General features: G+C 71.3%; 14 protein-coding genes and 2 pseudogenes. 14 read left to right on the forward strand and 2 right to left on the reverse strand.

All coding sequences use genetic code 11. From position 1 onward, the window contains the following. Positions 1-66 precede the first annotated feature (66 nt). From CRP49_RS31590 to CRP49_RS48135, 13 genes and pseudogenes are all read left to right on the forward strand, one after another. Complete coding sequence (locus tag CRP49_RS31590; protein ID WP_097257645.1) at positions 67-1,635, forward strand: arabinogalactan endo-1,4-beta-galactosidase; 1,569 nt, start codon at positions 67-69, stop codon at positions 1,633-1,635. 183 nt (positions 1,636-1,818) lie between these two features. Next, positions 1,819-2,109, forward strand: coding sequence for a helix-turn-helix domain-containing protein (locus CRP49_RS31595; protein ID WP_097256410.1), 291 nt, complete (start codon positions 1,819-1,821; stop codon positions 2,107-2,109). A 92-nt stretch (positions 2,110-2,201) separates the two neighbouring features. Then, positions 2,202-2,663 (forward strand): fluoride efflux transporter CrcB, encoded by a 462-nt coding sequence (gene crcB / locus CRP49_RS31600; protein WP_097256411.1) that lies wholly within the window; start codon positions 2,202-2,204, stop codon positions 2,661-2,663. Continuing rightward, the gene (locus tag CRP49_RS31605; protein WP_097256412.1) at positions 2,660-3,040 is read left to right on the forward strand and encodes a DUF190 domain-containing protein; all 381 of its coding nucleotides are present in this window, start codon (positions 2,660-2,662) and stop codon (positions 3,038-3,040) included. The genes crcB (CRP49_RS31600) and CRP49_RS31605 overlap by 4 nt, the downstream gene beginning before the upstream one ends. After that, positions 3,037-3,411 carry a fluoride efflux transporter CrcB gene (gene crcB, locus CRP49_RS31610; protein ID WP_097256413.1) on the forward strand — a complete coding sequence of 125 codons (375 nt, stop codon included), beginning with the start codon at positions 3,037-3,039 and terminating at the stop codon, positions 3,409-3,411. Before CRP49_RS31605 ends, crcB (CRP49_RS31610) begins: the two co-directional genes overlap by 4 nt. A gap of 75 nt (positions 3,412-3,486) precedes the next feature. Further along, the gene (locus CRP49_RS31615) at positions 3,487-4,323 is read left to right on the forward strand and encodes an undecaprenyl-diphosphate phosphatase (protein WP_097256414.1); all 837 of its coding nucleotides are present in this window, start codon (positions 3,487-3,489) and stop codon (positions 4,321-4,323) included. Between the two features lie 170 nt (positions 4,324-4,493). Then, positions 4,494-5,171 (forward strand): FadR/GntR family transcriptional regulator, encoded by a 678-nt coding sequence (locus CRP49_RS31620; protein WP_094219276.1) that lies wholly within the window; start codon positions 4,494-4,496, stop codon positions 5,169-5,171. Next, a complete protein-coding gene (locus tag CRP49_RS31625; RefSeq protein WP_097256415.1) occupies positions 5,168-6,610 on the forward strand; it encodes an amino acid permease in 1,443 nt (480 codons plus the stop codon). The genes CRP49_RS31620 and CRP49_RS31625 overlap by 4 nt, the downstream gene beginning before the upstream one ends. A gap of 32 nt (positions 6,611-6,642) precedes the next feature. Beyond that, positions 6,643-7,659, forward strand: a complete 1,017-nt coding sequence (locus CRP49_RS31630) for an asparaginase (protein WP_097257646.1) — start codon at positions 6,643-6,645, stop codon at positions 7,657-7,659. A gap of 144 nt (positions 7,660-7,803) precedes the next feature. Beyond that, positions 7,804-9,213, forward strand: a complete 1,410-nt coding sequence (gene aspA / locus CRP49_RS31635; protein ID WP_097256416.1) for an aspartate ammonia-lyase — start codon at positions 7,804-7,806, stop codon at positions 9,211-9,213. A gap of 59 nt (positions 9,214-9,272) precedes the next feature. Next, positions 9,273-10,202 carry a glutaminase gene (locus tag CRP49_RS31640; protein WP_097257647.1) on the forward strand — a complete coding sequence of 310 codons (930 nt, stop codon included), beginning with the start codon at positions 9,273-9,275 and terminating at the stop codon, positions 10,200-10,202. A 192-nt stretch (positions 10,203-10,394) separates the two neighbouring features. Then, a complete protein-coding gene (gene mptB, locus CRP49_RS31645) occupies positions 10,395-11,789 on the forward strand; it encodes a polyprenol phosphomannose-dependent alpha 1,6 mannosyltransferase MptB (protein WP_097256417.1) in 1,395 nt (464 codons plus the stop codon). 248 nt (positions 11,790-12,037) lie between these two features. Beyond that, positions 12,038-12,622, forward strand: a pseudogene (locus CRP49_RS48135) (glycosyltransferase family 87 protein); the annotation flags it as partial. A gap of 272 nt (positions 12,623-12,894) precedes the next feature. On the opposite strand, the gene CRP49_RS31655 reads toward CRP49_RS48135, so the two are convergent. Both CRP49_RS31655 and rho read right to left on the reverse strand, forming a co-directional pair. After that, entirely contained in the window at positions 12,895-14,061 is a 1,167-nt protein-coding gene (locus CRP49_RS31655) for a D-alanyl-D-alanine carboxypeptidase family protein (protein WP_257033548.1), read from the reverse strand. Between the two features lie 99 nt (positions 14,062-14,160). Next, on the reverse strand, positions 14,161-15,309 hold the full coding sequence (gene rho, locus CRP49_RS31660) for a transcription termination factor Rho (protein ID WP_097256419.1): 1,149 nt from the start codon (positions 15,307-15,309) through the stop codon (positions 14,161-14,163). Positions 15,310-15,625: 316 nt separating this feature from the next. Between rho and CRP49_RS48140 the strand changes: the two are divergent. Then, positions 15,626-15,754 (forward strand): annotated as a pseudogene (locus CRP49_RS48140) (cytochrome P450); the annotation flags it as partial. Between the last annotated feature and the right edge of the window lie 19 nt (positions 15,755-15,773).

A 15,773-nucleotide genomic window follows, 5' to 3' on the forward strand; every position in this document is an offset into this window, starting at 1 on the left:
GTTCTCCTCCGGCTCCCACCGGAGGACACCCCCAACCCAGTTACGTCGAAGGGACGACGGACGATGATGTTCCATCCCAGACGCACCATCAGGGCCCTGTTGCTGCCGCTCGCGGCCGGGCTCGCTCTCACCGCCCTGCCCGCCCAGAGTGCCCAGGCCGCGAGCACCCTGACCAACGGCGGCTTCGAGTCCGACGGCACCGGCACCGCGACCCCGGCCGGCTGGTCGACGTACTCGGCGGCCGGCCAGAACTCCGCCTCCTTCACCGAGGCCGGGGGCCACAGCGGCAGCTACCGCCTGACCCACTACTCGTCCTCCGCCTACAAGGTGGAGACGTACCAGTACCTCTCGGGGCTGACCAACGGCAACTACACGCTGACCGCGTGGGTCCGCTCCAGCGGTGGACAGAACTCGGCCTACATAGCGCTCAAGAACTGCGGGAGTGCCGAGCAGCGCACGGATCTGCCGATCTCGTCCAGTGGGTGGATCCGTATCGTCACGCCGATCAATGTGACCAACAGCCAGTGCACCATCAGCATCAACAGTGACGCGAACGCGGGCAACTGGATCAATGTTGACGACCTGACCTTCACGTCCGGCACCACCGGTACATCCATCCATGGTGCCGACATCTCCTCCCTCGCCAAGAGCGAGGCCAAGGGCGGGGTGTACAAGACCAGCTCCGGCACCACCGGCGACGCCGTCACCATCCTGAAGAACGCCGGCATGAACTACGCGCGTCTGAAGGTCTGGGTGAACCCGGCCGACGGCTTCAACGACAAGGCCCACGTCCTGGCCGTGGCCAAGCGCGTCAAGGCGGCCGGCATGAAGCTGCTGGTCGACTTCCACTACTCCGACACCTGGGCCGACCCGGGCGCCCAGAGCAAGCCGGCCGCCTGGGCGGGCCACTCGTACAGCCAGCTCAAGACGGACGTGTACAACCACACGTACGACGTGTTGAACGCGTTGAAGGCCCAGGGCACGACCGCCGACATGGTCCAGGTGGGCAACGAGATCAACGGCGGCATGCTGTGGAACGAGGGATCGACGAGCAACTGGACTCAGCTCGCGGGGTTGCTCAACTCGGGCTACGACGCCGTCAAGGCGGTCAACTCGGCCACGGTCGTGGCGCTGCACCTGGCCAAGGGCGGTGACAAGGCCGGAACGGAGTCGTGGTTCGACAACGCGGTCGCCAACGGCGTGAAGTTCGACGCGATCGGCCTGTCGTACTACGGCTACTGGCACGGCCCGCTCTCCGACTTCCAGACCACTCTGGACGACGCGGCCTCCCGCTACGGCAAGCCGGTGTTCGTCGCCGAGACGGCCTACCCCTTCCGGCTGGACAGCGACGACTCGCTGGTCAACCAGATCGACACCACCGGCGAGCTGGTCTCCGGCTACCCGGCGACCGTGGCCGGGCAGACCAAGTGGATGAACGACGTGGCGAGCATCGTGGAGGCCGTCCCGAACGGCCGTGGCCTCGGCGTCTTCTACTGGGAGGCGACCTGGACCGCGGTCACCGGCAACGGCTGGGACCCGACCGACGCCACCTCCGGCAACGGCTGGGAGAACCAGGCCCTGTTCGGCTTCGACGACAAGGCGCTGTCCTCCATGTCGTGGTTCAGCCACCGCTGAACCACCCCTGACGGGGGCCCGGCCGTAAGGGGACGGCCGGGCCCCTTCCCGTTTCCCTGAACGGGTCCGGCGGGAACGGCCGTTCGATACCGGACAACGGCGGCGGAGTCCCGTACGGGACGGCTTCGGCTGCGCAAGAGTGGGAACACAGCGCACGAGGAGGCCGGGACGGAGGCGAGACGGATGATGAGGAACCCCTCGGGCGGCATGCGGCAGGACATTCTGGAGTGGCTCAAGGATCCGGCGGCCCACTTCCCGGCAGAGCGCCACCACGGCGACCTCGCCGAGACCGGTGTCACCGCGCGGGCGGTGGCCGCCAAGCTCGGCGTCCCCCGGCGGACCGCCGCCGCCCACCTCGACCTCCTCAGCCGCCTCGGCCTGCTGCGCACCCGCCGGATCCGCTGCCGCACCCACTACCGGCGCGACGAGATCCGCATCGCCGAGGTGGCCAGGATGTTCGAGAAGGGCTGGTGAGACCGCGCTCCGTCGGCCGTGTGCCACGGCGGTACCCTGGTGCCCGGCCGTGATCACCCATCGGGGCAGGCCCGAACAGGAGACGTACGAGCATGACAGCCCCGGAAACCGAGAGCCTGCGGGCCCGCCCCGCACCCGCGCGGCGGTCCGAGTGGCGCACCCAGGCGCCCATCGTGGCGGTAGTAGCAGTCGGCGGCGCCCTCGGTGCGACGGCCCGCTACGCGTTCACCCTGGCCTGGCCCACGCCCCCGGGCGGCTTCCCCTGGGCGACCTTCTGGACCAACGTCATCGGCTGCGCCGTGATCGGGGTGTTCATGGTGCTGATCACCGACGTGTGGGCCGCCCACCGCCTCGTGCGCCCCTTCTTCGGCACCGGCGTGCTCGGTGGCTTCACCACGTTCTCCACCTACGCCGTCGACATCCGCGGACTGGTCGACGCCGGCCACCCCCGCACCGGGCTGGCCTATCTCGCCGCGACCCTGGTCGCGGCGCTCGCGGCGGTGTGGCTGGCCTCGGTCGCCGCCCGCCTGGTGCTCACCCGGAGGCAGCCATGACCTCACTCACCGGCCGGGCCCTCAGGCTGACCGTCTACATCGGCGAGGACGACACCTGGCACCACAAGCCCCTCTACTCCGAGATCGTGCACCGCGCCCACGCCGCCGGGCTGGCCGGGGCCAGCGTCTTCCGGGGCATCGAGGGGTTCGGCGCCTCCTCCCGTATCCACACCACCCGGCTGCTGTCGCTGAGCGAGGACCTGCCCGTGGCGATCGTCGTGGTGGACACCGAGGAGCGGGTGCGTGCCTTCCTGCCGCAGCTGGACGAACTGGTCGCCGAAGGTCTCGTGACCCTGGAGGAGTGCGAGGTCATCCGGTACGTGGGGCGTGCGTCAGGTCCGGACGGATCGGGACCGAAGGGTAAGAAGTCGTTGTGAACTGGCTGCTGGTCGTCGTGGGGGCCATGGTCGGCGCACCCCTGCGCTATCTCACCGACCGGGCCGTCCAGGCCAGGCACGACTCGCTCTTCCCCTGGGGCACCTTCGTGGTGAACGTCACCGGCAGCCTGATCCTGGGCCTGCTCACCGGCGCCCTGTCCGCCGGAGCCGCAGGTCCGCACCTGCAGCTGCTGATCGGCACCGGTCTGTGCGGGGCCCTGACGACGTACTCGACCTTCTCCTACGAGACCCTGCGGCTGACCGAGGCGGGCGCGGGGCTCTACGCTGCCGCCAACGCCGTCGCGAGCGTGACGGCGGGGCTCGCAGCGGCCTTCGCGGGTGTCTCGCTTGCAGACGCCCTCTGGGCCTAGGCACTTGGCGTACCGCCGGACACAGTCGGTACTGTCTACAGCACTGTCGACCAACTATCCTCAGAACTGGATCCCATGAGCGCCATCTCCGTCGGTCAGGCCGTCGTCCTCGGAGTAGTCGAGGGGGTGACCGAGTTCCTCCCCGTGTCCTCCACCGGCCACCTCAAGATCACCGAGGGGCTCATGAACATCCCCGTCGACGACAAGTCCGTGGTCGGGTTCTCCGCCGTCATCCAGGTCGGCGCCATCGCCGCCGTGCTCGTGTACTTCTTCAAGGACATCAAGCGGATCGTCTCCGCCTGGTTCCGGGGTCTGACCAAGCCCGAGGAGCGTTACCACCACGACTACAAGTTCGCCTGGTGGGTGATCGCCGCGACCATCCCGATCGTCCTGGTGGGCCTGGCCGCCAAGCCGCTGATCGAAGGCCCGCTCGCCTCGCTCTGGGTGGTCGCCGGCTCCCTGATCGGCGGCTCCGTCGTGATGTGGTGCGCGGACCAGATGGGCCGGCACAAGCGCGGTGAGGACGACACCTCCTTCAAGGACGCGATGCTGGTCGGCTGCTCCCAGATCCTCGCCCTGCTCTTCCCCGGCTTCTCCCGCTCCGGCGCCACCATGTCCACCGCGCTCATCCTCGACCTGGACCGCGTGGCCGCCACCCGCCTCTCCTTCTTCCTCGGCATCCCGGCCCTGACCGGCGCCGGTATCTACGAGCTGAAGGACGCCCTCGGCGCGGGCGTCGGCGCCGCCCCGCTGGCCGTCGGCACGATCGTGTCCTTCGTGGTCGCCTACGCCTCCATCGCCTGGCTGCTGAAGTTCGTCGCCAAGCACTCCTTCAACGCCTTCGTGATCTACCGCATCGTCATCGGCGTCGGGCTCATCGGCCTGCTCGCCAGCGGCACGATCAGCAGCTGAACGATCCTCCCACCACCCACGGGGTGCGGATGCCTGCATTCAGGCGCCGCACCCCGTGAATGTTTCCTTACGCGATGCCTTGACAGTTCCCTTCGGCAACCCGCAGGATCGCTCTCGTGAACCTGTCAGACAGCCAGACAGGTGGCCCGGTCCCGCGGCGCGTCAGCGCCATGGAAGCCGTCCTCGGCCACCTTCGCGGCGCCATCGAACGCGGCGAGTACGCCATCGGCGACAAGCTTCCCTCCGAGGCCGAGCTGTGCCGCACCCTCGAGGTGTCCCGGCCCGTGCTCCGCGAGGCGCTGCGCGCCCTGCAGACGATGGGCCTGACGGTCTCCCGGACCGGCAAGGGCACCTTCGTCGTCGCGAACGCCGTCGAGGACCCCACGTTCGGCGACTACGCGGCCAGCGACCTGCTCGAGGTGCGCCGCCACATCGAGATCCCGGTCGCCGGGTACGCGGCCCTGCGCCGCACCCCGGAGAACCTGGACCACATGGCCCATCTCCTGGACCGCATGGAGCGGGAGACGGACACCACCGCGTGGGTCGCGATGGACAGCCTCTTCCACCTCGCCGTGGCCGAGGCCGCCCAGAACCCGGTGTTCCGCCGGGTCATCGAGGAGATCCGTGACGCACTGGCGCGTCAGTCGGCCTTCCTCAACGAGCTGGGCGGGCGCCGCGAGCAGTCCAACCGCGAGCACCGGGCGATCGTCGAGGCGCTGATCGACGGTTCCGAGCACGACGCCGTCGAGGCCATGAGCCATCACCTCGACCGCGTCGAGACGACCCTCACCGACATCGTGCGCCCCGGGCGCACGGACCTCCCCACGGAAGGCGGACCCGAGGCGTGAGCGAGCAGCACCTCAAAGACGAGACGCGCCCCTCGTCCACCCATGTCGACGCCGGAGACGCGGGCTACAGCAAGAGCCTGAAGCACCGGCACGTCAACATGATCGCGATCGGCGGTGCCATCGGCACCGGCCTCTTCCTCGGCGCGGGCGGCCGGCTCGCCGACGCCGGACCCTCCCTGTTCGTCGCGTACGCCGTCTGCGGCGTCTTCGCCTTCCTCGTCGTGCGCGCGCTCGGCGAACTCGTGCTGTACCGCCCGTCCTCCGGCGCCTTCGTGTCGTACGCCCGGGAGTTCCTGGGTGAGAAGGGCGCCTACACCGCGGGCTGGATGTACTTCCTCAACTGGGCGACCACCGGTATCGCCGACATCACGGCGGTGGCCACCTACACCCACTACTGGGGCATGTTCTCCGACATCCCGCAGTGGGTGATCGCGCTCATAGCCCTGGCCGTGGTCCTCACCGTGAACCTGATCTCGGTGAAGATCTTCGGCGAACTGGAGTTCTGGTTCGCGATCGTGAAGGTCAGCGCGCTGGTGATCTTCATGTGCATCGGCATCTTCCTGCTGGTCACCCAGCACCCCGTGGACGGCGGCACCCCGGGCCCGTCCCTGATCACCGACAACGGCGGCGTCTTCCCGAACGGCCTGCTGCCCATGCTGCTGATCATCCAGGGCGTCGTCTTCGCCTACGCCTCCGTCGAACTGGTCGGCGTCGCCGCCGGTGAGACCGAGAACCCCGAGAAGATCATGCCGAAGGCGATCAACTCGATCATGTGGCGCGTGGGCCTGTTCTACGTCGGCTCGGTCGTCCTGCTCTCGATGCTCCTGCCCTGGAACAAGTACACCGCCGGCGAGAGCCCCTTCGTGACCGTCCTGTCCAACATCGGTGTCCCGGCGGCGGGCGACGTGATGAACCTGGTCGTGCTCACCGCGGCCATGTCCTCGCTCAACTCCGGCCTGTACTCGACCGGCCGCATCCTGCGCTCCATGGCGGTGAGCGGCTCGGCCCCGAAGTTCACCGCGAAGATGAGCCGCAGCCAGGTCCCGTACGGCGGGATCCTGCTCACCAGCGGTATCTGTGTCCTCGGTGTCGGCCTGAACTACGTGGTCCCGGCGGACGCCTTCGAGATCGTCCTGAACTTCGCGGCGATCGGCATCCTCGCCACCTGGGGCATGATCATGCTCTGTCACCTGCTCTTCTGGCAGAAGACCCAGAAGGGCGAACTGGCCCGGCCCTCCTACCGGCTGCCGGGTTCCCCCTGGACCGAACTCGTGACGCTGGCGTTCCTCGCCTCCGTCCTGGTCCTCATGTACGCCGACGGCGGCGCCGGACGCACCACCGTGCTGTGCCTGCCGCTGATCGCCGCAGCGCTGGTCGCGGGCTGGTACGCCATCCGCGGTCGTACAGCGCGCAAGTCCACCACCGGAGCCGATGCGTGACCCACGCGGCGCTCCCTGACAAGCAGGCAGTGATGTACAGCAGTTCCCCTGCGGACCCACCCCTCGTCCGCGAACCCCTCCACGCCCCCGTCGCCCACCTCATCCGCGGCGGGGTCGTCGAGGGCATCCACTACGGCTCCGTCGTCGTCCTCGGCGCCGACGGCCAGGTCCAGTTCCAGCTCGGCGACATCGAGGCCGCGTTCTACCCGCGCTCGGCCCTCAAGCCCGTCCAGGCCGTGGCCATGCTGCGGGCCGGGCTGCCGCTCGACGGCGACCTGCTCTCGCTGGCCGCCGCGAGCCACTCCGGCGAGGAGCGCCACCTCGCCGGCACCCGGCGGATCCTCGAACTCGCCGGCCTCGCCGAGGACGACCTGCGCAACGTGCCCGACATGCCGTACGACCCGGCCGTCCGGGACGCCTGGGTCCGCGAGGGCCGGCTGCCCTCCCGCCTCGCCCAGAACTGCTCCGGCAAGCACGCGGCGATGCTGTGGACCGCCAAGCTCAACGGCTGGTCCCTGGACGACTACCTGGACCCGGCGCACCCGCTCCAGCAGGCCATCGCCGAGATCGTCGAGGACCTGACCGGGCAGCGGGTGGCCCAGGTGACGGTGGACGGCTGCGGCGCGCCGCTGTTCTCTGTCTCCCTGCACGGCCTCGCCCGCGCCGTCGCCCGCATCACCACCGCGGCTCCGGGCACGCCCGAGGCCCGGGTGGCCGACGCGATGCGCTCGCACGCCGAGATGGCCTCCGGCGCGGGGCGTGACGTGGCCGCGCTGATGGGGGCCGTTCCCGGTCTGCTCGCCAAGGACGGCTTCGAGGGCGTCCAGGTGGCGGCGCTGCCGGACGGCCGTGCCATTGCCGTCAAGATCGCCGACGGGGCGAACCGGGCGCGGATCCCTGTTGCCGCGGCGGCGCTCGCTCGCGCGGGCGTCGACCCCGAGCTGCTGACCGAGTTCGGCGGTGAGCCGCTGCTCGGGGGTGGGCAGCGGGTGGGGTGCGTGCGGGCTGTGCGTGCGCTGGACCCTGTTTCGCTTCCTGCCTGCGCGTAGTGCCCCGCTTGATCGGCCGTCTTGGATCTGCGGATCCGTTGTGGTTGATCGCGCCCACGCGGCGGTAGCCGCTCATGCACAACGCCCCGCGCCCCTTGCAGGGGCGCTGTCACCTCTGCACCTCAGAAAGAGGACCCGTACCTCATGACCGCCGCCACCCGAAGCGAACACGATCTGCTCGGCGACCGCGACGTCCCCGCCGACGCGTACTGGGGTGTTCACACCCTGCGCGCGACGGAGAACTTCCCCATCACCGGCACTCCGATCTCCGCCTACCCGCACCTGATCGACGCCCTCGCCGCCGTCAAGGAGGCCGCGGCCCTCGCCAACGAGGAGCTGGGTCTGCTGGCGCCCGAGAAGGCGGCCGCGATCGTCGCCGCCTGCCGGGAGATACGCGACGGCAAGCTGCACGACCAGTTCGTCGTGGACGTCATCCAGGGCGGTGCCGGCACGTCCACCAACATGAACGCCAACGAGGTCGTGGCGAACCGCGCGCTGGAGCTGCTCGGGCACGCGAAGGGGCAGTACCAGTACCTGCACCCCAACGAGGACGTCAACCTCGGGCAGTCGACGAACGACGTCTACCCGACGGCCGTGAAGATCGCGACCGTCTTCGCCGTGCGCGGGCTGCTCAAGGCGATGGCCGTGCTCCAGGACGCCTTCGGCCGCAAGGCCGTCGAGTTCCGTGACGTGCTGAAGATGGGGCGCACCCAGCTGCAGGACGCGGTGCCGATGACCCTCGGCCAGGAGTTCTCGACGTTCGCCGTGATGCTGGACGAGGACCGCAGCCGTCTCGCCGAGGCCGTCGAGTTGATCCATGAGATCAACCTGGGCGCCACGGCCATCGGCACCGGTCTCAACGCTCCCGCCGGATACGCCGAGGCCGCCCGCCGGCACCTCGCCGACATCACCGGACTGCCCCTGGTCACCGCGGCCAACCTGGTCGAGGCCACCCAGGACTGCGGCGCCTTCGTCCAGATGTCCGGTGTGCTCAAGCGGATCGCGGTCAAGCTCTCCAAGAGCTGCAACGACCTGCGCCTGCTCTCCTCCGGTCCGCGCGCGGGCCTGGGCGAGATCAACCTGCCGCCCGTGCAGGCCGGTTCGTCGATCATGCCGGGCAAGGTCAACCCGGTGATCCCCGAGGTCGTCAACCAGGTCGCCTTCGAGGTGATCGGCAACGACGTCGCCATCACCATGGCGGCGGAGGCCGGACAGCTCCAGCTCAACGCCTTCGAGCCGATCATCCTGCACTCCCTGTCGGAGAGCATCACGCACCTGCAGAGCGCCTGCCTCACCCTGGCCGAGCGCTGCGTGGACGGCATCACCGCCAACACCGAGGTGTTGCGCGCGACGGTCGAGAACTCCATCGGCCTGGTCACCGCGCTCAACCCGCACATCGGGTACACGGCCGCCACCGACATCGCCAAGGAGGCCCTCGCCACCGGCCGGGGCGTGGCCGAACTCGTGCTGGAGAAGGGCCTGTTGCCGGCCGAGCGGCTGGCCGACCTGCTGCGCCCCGAGATCGTCGCGGGCAGCGGGGCACCTGCCGCCTGACCTGCGGTGACGTCCCCGCGACTACGCACCTGGACCGGCCGGGAGGCACAATAGTGATCATGACAACGACGTCGTCCCTCACCTTCCTGCCGGTCCTGGAGCGCATCGCCGAGGAAATAGCGCGCACGCCCGGCCGCGGGCGTCCCGCCGACTACATCCCGGCCCTCGCGGCCCGCGATCCGCGCAGTTTCGGCATGGCGGTCGCCGAGCTGGACGGCACGGTGTACGGGGTGGGGGACTGGCGGCAGCCCTTCTCCACGCAGTCCATCACCAAGGTCTTCACCCTCGCCCTGGACCTGGCCCGCGAGGGCGACGAACTCTGGGAGCACGTGGGCCGCGAGCCCTCCGGCAACCCGTTCAACTCCCTGGTGCAGCTGGAGTACGAGAACGGCATTCCGCGGAATCCTTTCATCAACGCGGGCGCGCTCGTCGTCACCGACCGCCTCCAGACCCGTACCGGAGACGCGGCCGACACCCTGCTCGCCTTCCTGCGCGCCGAGAGCGGCAACCCGGACCTGGACTTCGACCGGCAGATCGCCGCCTCCGAGACCGCGCACGGCGACCGCAACGCGGCGCTGGCGCACTTCATGAAGTCGTACGGCAACATCGAGAACGCCGTGCCGACCCTGCTCTTCGAGTACTTCCGCCAGTGCTCGATCGCCGCCTCCTGCGCGGATCTGGCCCTCGCCACCACCTTCCTGGCCCGCCACGGCATCTGCGCCGACGGCACCCGGCTCCTCACCCGCAGCCAGGCCAAGCAGATCAACGCGATCATGCTGACCTGCGGGACGTACGACGCGGCCGGCGACTTCGCCTACCGCGTCGGCCTGCCCGGCAAGAGCGGCGTCGGCGGCGGCATCATCGCGGTCGTCCCGGGCCGCTGCACGCTGTGTGTGTGGAGCCCGGGGCTGGACGAGCGCGGCAACTCGGTGGCGGGGGTGGCGGCCCTGGACCGGTTCACGACGCTGACGGGCCTGTCGGTGTTCTGAGGGTGACTTTTCGGCGTACCGCTGAGCAGCCGGCCCAAGGGGCGCGGGGAACTGCGCGACCAGCCACAACGGGCCCGCAGTGTGCGAAACCACCGTCACCGACCACGCGCCAGTCACACTCCGGCCGCCCCCCGGAGGGCTTCGCGTCTCCTTCCGGCCACCCCGCGTTGACACGCTGAACCAGTGTTGGCCATGGCTTTCCCCGTCGATCTCCGCCGCTGCCAGGTGCTGGGCCTGGCCGGTACCGCCATGCTCGCGTTGGGCGGTGAGACGGCCGGTGCCCTGCCCGTTCAGGACCTCCTCGCCCCGGCCTCCGCGCAGGCCGCGCTCGGGCTGGTCGGGGTCTACTTCGGCGTCGTCCTGCTGATAGCGGCCTGGGTGCTCCTCGGCCGCCTGGTGCGCGGTCCGCAGCCGCCCACCCAGCGGGCCCTGCTGGTGGTCCTGGCCGTCTGGGCGGCCCCGCTGCTCCTCGCGCCCCCGCTGTTCAGCCGGGACGTCTACAGCTACCTCGCCCAGGGCGCCATGGTCGACGCCCACATGGACGTGTACGCCCAGGGCCCCGCCCAGCTCGGCGGGCCGCTGGCCGACGAGGTCGCCCCGGTGTGGCAGCACACGGCCGCCCCGTACGGCCCCGCCTTCCTGTGGCTGGCCTCCGCGCTGTCCAGCGTGACCCGGGGCGAACTGCCCGCGGGCCTGCTCGGCATGCGCCTGGTCGCCCTGCTCGGCGTGGCCCTCATGGCGGCGGCGCTCCCGCGCCTGGCCCGGCACAGCGGCTCGGACCCGGCCGCCGCGCTGTGGCTGGGCGCCCTCAACCCGCTGGTCCTGCTGCACCTGGTCGCGGGCGCCCACAACGACGCGCTCATGCTCGGGCTGCTGGGGCTCGGCCTGGTCGCCGCCCGCGGCCGGTGGCCCGTCCTCGGGGCGGTGCTCGTCACGCTGGCCGCCCTGGTCAAGGCGCCCGCCGCGCTGGGCCTGCTCGCGGTGGTGGTCCTGCAGATCCGCACCCGCCGCACCCCCCTGTGGGCCGCAGTGACGACGGCGGTCGCCGCGGCGGCGACCACGGTCGCCGCGACCGCCGTGGCCGGCACGGGATACGGCTGGATCCGCGCCCTGGACACGCCCGTCTCGCCGCACAACTGGGCGCTCACCAGCCTGCTGGGCCGCGCCACCGGAGCCCTGCTCGACCGCCTCGGCAGCGACCTGGCCCCGCTCGCCGTGCCGGTCTGGCATCTGCTCGGCCTCGCGGCCACCGCCGGAGCCATAGTGCTGATATGGCTCCGGCTGCGCCTGCGACCGGTGTACGCCCTCGGCCTGAGCCTGCTCGCGGTGGCCGTCTTCGGCCCGGCGATCCGCCCCTGGTACGTGCTGTGGGGCCTGTTCCTCATCGCGGCCGCCGCGCCCAGCACCTCGGTACGGCACCGGGTGGCCGCCCTCGCCGGTGTCCTGGCCCTCGCCGTGCTGCCCAGCGGCGGCCCGGCGGACCTCGGCCAGCTGGTCCTCGCCGTCTCGGGCGGGCTGCTCGGCGTGGTCGTCCTGTGGCAGGCCCACCAGGCGGCCCAGGCTCCGGTGACGGGACATACGGCATGACCGGGTCGATGCTGCCGCGCACGGACCGGGGCCGTGCGCTGCTCGTGCTGGTCCTGGCCGCCGCGGTGAGCGTGTTCACGGCGACCGTGCCGCTGCTGCGGGACTTCTTCGACCTGCGGGTCTACTACGGCGCGGTGCACACCTGGGTGCACCACGGCGGCCGGATCTACGACTACCGGGTGCCGGGGACGACGTACGGCTTCACGTATCCGCCGTTCGCCGCGCTCGTCATGCTGCCGCTGGCCACGATGGGACGGCACACCGCGATCGTGGCCTCCCTGCTGGTGAACCTGGCCGCGCTGGCGGTGGTCCTGCGGATCCTGGCCGGGCCCGGCTGGCGGCGGCACGGCTGGTACCGCTGGTCGCTGGCCCTGTGTGCGCTCGCGCTGTTCGAGCCGCTGCGGGACACCTTCAGCTTCGGGCAGGTGAACCTGGTCCTGCTGGCCCTGGTCCTGGGCGACTCCTGGCTGCTGTCGACCGGACGGGGCCGCTGGGCGGGCGTCGGGATCGGGCTCGCCGCTGCCGTGAAGCTCACGCCCGCCCTGTTCATCGGCCTGCTGCTGCTCGCCCGGCGGTGGCGGGCGGCCGGGGTGGCCACGGCCGTGGCCCTGGCGGCGACCGGGCTGGCCGCCTGGGCGGACCCCCGTGCGTCCCGTTTCTACTGGACCGAGGCGCTGTGGGACACCGGCCGGGTCGGCCGCCTCGACTACGTCTCCAACCAGTCGCTGCAGGGCGTCCTGGCCCGGCTCGGCGAGCCGGACCGCGCGCTGTGGGCCGCGGTGGTCCTGCTGGTGCTGTGCGGATGGGCGTGGCGGGCCAGCCGGGCGGTGGCGGCCGGCAACTGGATGGCGGCCTTCGCCCTCACCGGTGCCGCGGCCTGCCTGGTCAGCCCGATCACCTGGGTGCACCACCTGGTGTGGCTGCTGCCGTCCTTCGCGGTGCTGGCGCGCGCGGGGCACCCGCGGCCGGCGGGCGCCCTGTACGCGGTCCTGTGCACCAGCGTGGTGTGGCTCTGGTTCGACGACTCCTCCGGCATCGACGGCTTCCTCGGCAGCAACATCTACACCTGGATCACGCTGGGCCTGCTGCTCGCCGTGCCCACCGGTCAGCCGCGGTCGGATCGGCCGCCCTTGGCCCGCAGCCCCAGCCACACCGCCCCCGCGCCGAGCCCGGCGAGACCCGCGACGGCGGCGGGGGACCAGTCCGAGTCGTCGTCCGGCTCCGGCGAGGTGGCCGCCGCGACCGGGGTCGACGCCGGTCTCGACCCGGTGCGCAGCCCGTCCAGCGAGCCCACCGGATCCACCTGACCGGCCGCCGCGAAACCCCAGTCGAGCAGGGCGCGGGCCTCCTCGTACACGGCGAGGCCACCGCCCTCCTGAGGGTTCATCACCGTCACCACGAGGGTGCGCCCGCCCTGCCGGGCCGCGGCGACGAGGGTGTTGCCCGCGTTGCTGGTGTAGCCGTTCTTGATGCCGATCAGCCCCGGGTAGCGCGCCACGCCGTCCTCACCGGTCAGCAGGCGGTTGGTGTTCTCGATCGCGTACGGAACTCCTTCGCCGGGGAACAGGGCCTCGGCGGTGGAGCAGTACCGGGCGAAGTCGGGGTTGCGCAGCCCCTCCCGGCCGAAGACCGCCAGGTCGAACGCCGAGGACACCTGGCCGGGGGTGTCGTAACCGTCGGGGGAGACGACATGGGTGTCCAGGGCGCCGAGGGTGCGGGCCTTGGCCTGCATCCGGGTGGCCGTGGCACGCCAGCCGCCGCCCAGGGAGGCGAGTACGTGCACGGCGTCGTTGCCCGAGCTGAGGAAGACCCCGCGCCACAGGTCGGACACCCGGTAGCTGTGCCCCTCCTCGACGCCGACCAGGCTGCTGCCCTCGCCGACGTCCGCCAGCTCCTCGTACCGGACGGTGTGCCGCATCGTGGCCGGCAGTCTCGGCAGCACGGTGAGGGCGAACAGGGTCTTCAGGGTGCTGGCGGGCGGCAGCCTGCGGTGCGCGTCGCCCGCGGCCAGCACCTCGCCGCTCGCCGCGTCGGCGACCAGCCAGGACAGCGCGGAGACGTCCGGCAGTTCGGGCGCGCCGCGGTGCGGTCTGACCTGTGTGCCGGAGCGGTGGAGCAGGGACGGTTTCGGCACCGCGGCCCGCGGCCCGGGCGGTGCGGGATCCCCCGCACGGTGTGCGGTGGCGGCGGCGGCCGGCGCGAGGGCCAGCACGCCCGCGACGCACAGGGCGCAGGCCGACGACACCGCCCGACAAGAGAATCCGGTGATCATATGATCAACGTAGGAAGTGGAGGGAAGTCGGGCGCGCTGCCAGGGCCGGACGGTCCACGGGAGCACCCGGATGCCGCACTCCGGACCACCCGGCGGCGCTCAGCCCGTCGGCAGCGTGGGCTGGACGCGGCGCAGGAACGTGGCGTTGTCGGGGGTGTCCCGCATCCGCTCCAGCAGGGTCTCCAGGGTGGCCGGTCCGCCCTCCCGGGAGCGCAGGGCCCGGCGCAGGCCGCGAGTGGCCGTCAACTCGGCCGGGGTGAGCAGGAGTTCCTCGCGGCGGGTGCCCGTGGGGTCGATGTCCACGGCCGGGAAGAGACGGCGGGCGGCGGCTTCCCGGTCGAGCCGCAGCTCCATGTTGCCCGTGCTCTTCAGCTCCTCGAAGAAGTAGCCGTCGGCACGGGAGCCGGTGTCCACCAGGACCGTGGCGAGGATGGTGAGCGAGCCGCCCTCCTCGGCCTGGCGGGCGGCGCCGAAGAACCGCTTGGGGCCGAGCAGCGCGCCCGCGTCGACACCGCCGCTCAGGGTGCGTCCGCCGGCGGCGGAGGCGTTGTTGTGGGCCCGGCACAGCCGGGTCAGGGAGTCCAGCAGGATGACGACGTCCTCGCCGTCCTCGACGAGCCGCTTGGCCCGCTCGACGACCAGCTCCGCGAGGGTGATGTGCTCCTTGGGCGTCCGGTCGAAGGTGGAGGCGTACACCTCGCCGCGCACCGAGCGGCGCATCTCGGTGACCTCCTCGGGACGCTCGTCCAGCAGGAGGACCATCAGCCGGCACTCGGGGTGGTTGCCGGCGACGGCGGCGGCCATCTGCTGGAGCAGCACGGTCTTGCCGCTCTTGGGCGGGGCCACGATCAGCCCGCGCTGGCCCTTGCCGACCGGTGCGAACAGGTCGGTGACCCGTCCGGCGAGACCGGCCGCCGGGTGTTCCAGACGGATCCGCTCGTGGGGGTGGAGCGGGGTGAGGTCCCGGAAGTGGCGGCGGCCCCGGAGTTCGCCCGGGTCGCGCCCGTTGACGTGGGTGACCTCGGTGAGCGCGCGCTGCGCCCCGCGGACGCCCTCGACCAGGTCGCCCTTGCGCAGGCCGTGCCTGCGGATCAGTGCGGCGGGGACCTGCGGATCGGCGGGGGAGGGCAGGCAGTGCACGGCCCGCAGCTGCCCCTTCCCGTGCGCGTCGACGTCGAGGACGCCGGTGACGAGCCGGGCGGCCGGGGCCTGCTGCTCTACGTGAGGGGGTTCGAGTGTGGTGGTCATGGGTGGTCCTTTCACGGACGGAAGACATGAGGAAGGAGGGAGAGGGCCGCGAGAGGGGAGGGCGTACGTGCCTCCGGGCGGCGGAAACGACACCTCGGCCGCGGTGGTGCCGGGGCTCCGAGGTGGTGCTGAGAAGCTGACGCGCCCGAGTCGGAGAACGAGGGCCGGATCAGCGTGGAGAGAAGAAACTGGCACCGGCGCCCACAAAGGGGCGTACACAAGTGCTGACTGCACGGTACCACTCGATGGCGCGGTACCACTGCGATTTGCTCAACCCGTCGATGGCGTGAGCTATTCCCGCGGGTGCGGGGCCTGGGGGAGGATCGGGCTGGGATGGCCGCTGCTGCCCTTCGCCACCGTGCAGGGCATGAGCACCGCCGACGGGGACGACCACCGCAGGCTGCGGTCGCCGGCGAGTCGGGCGTTCACACCCCGCAGGGTGGAGTAACTCCGGCCGCACGTCG

It is taken from the genome of Streptomyces sp. Ag109_G2-15 (assembly GCF_900215565.1).
GTDB lineage: Bacteria > Actinomycetota > Actinomycetes > Streptomycetales > Streptomycetaceae > Streptomyces > Streptomyces diastatochromogenes.

Coding starts and splice junctions, on each gene's coding strand:
- CRP49_RS31590 (WP_097257645.1), top strand. CDS start 67: ATGTTCCATCCCAGACGCACCATCAGGGCCCTGTTGCTGCCGCTCGCG.
- CRP49_RS31595 (WP_097256410.1), top strand. CDS start 1,819: ATGATGAGGAACCCCTCGGGCGGCATGCGGCAGGACATTCTGGAGTGG.
- crcB (WP_097256411.1), top strand. CDS start 2,202: ATGACAGCCCCGGAAACCGAGAGCCTGCGGGCCCGCCCCGCACCCGCG.
- CRP49_RS31605 (WP_097256412.1), top strand. CDS start 2,660: ATGACCTCACTCACCGGCCGGGCCCTCAGGCTGACCGTCTACATCGGC.
- CRP49_RS31615 (WP_097256414.1), top strand. CDS start 3,487: ATGAGCGCCATCTCCGTCGGTCAGGCCGTCGTCCTCGGAGTAGTCGAG.
- CRP49_RS31620 (WP_094219276.1), top strand. CDS start 4,494: ATGGAAGCCGTCCTCGGCCACCTTCGCGGCGCCATCGAACGCGGCGAG.
- CRP49_RS31630 (WP_097257646.1), top strand. CDS start 6,643: ATGTACAGCAGTTCCCCTGCGGACCCACCCCTCGTCCGCGAACCCCTC.
- aspA (WP_097256416.1), top strand. CDS start 7,804: ATGACCGCCGCCACCCGAAGCGAACACGATCTGCTCGGCGACCGCGAC.
- CRP49_RS31640 (WP_097257647.1), top strand. CDS start 9,273: ATGACAACGACGTCGTCCCTCACCTTCCTGCCGGTCCTGGAGCGCATC.
- mptB (WP_097256417.1), top strand. CDS start 10,395: ATGGCTTTCCCCGTCGATCTCCGCCGCTGCCAGGTGCTGGGCCTGGCC.
- CRP49_RS31655 (WP_257033548.1), bottom strand. CDS start 14,061: ATGATCACCGGATTCTCTTGTCGGGCGGTGTCGTCGGCCTGCGCCCTG.
- rho (WP_097256419.1), bottom strand. CDS start 15,309: ATGACCACCACACTCGAACCCCCTCACGTAGAGCAGCAGGCCCCGGCC.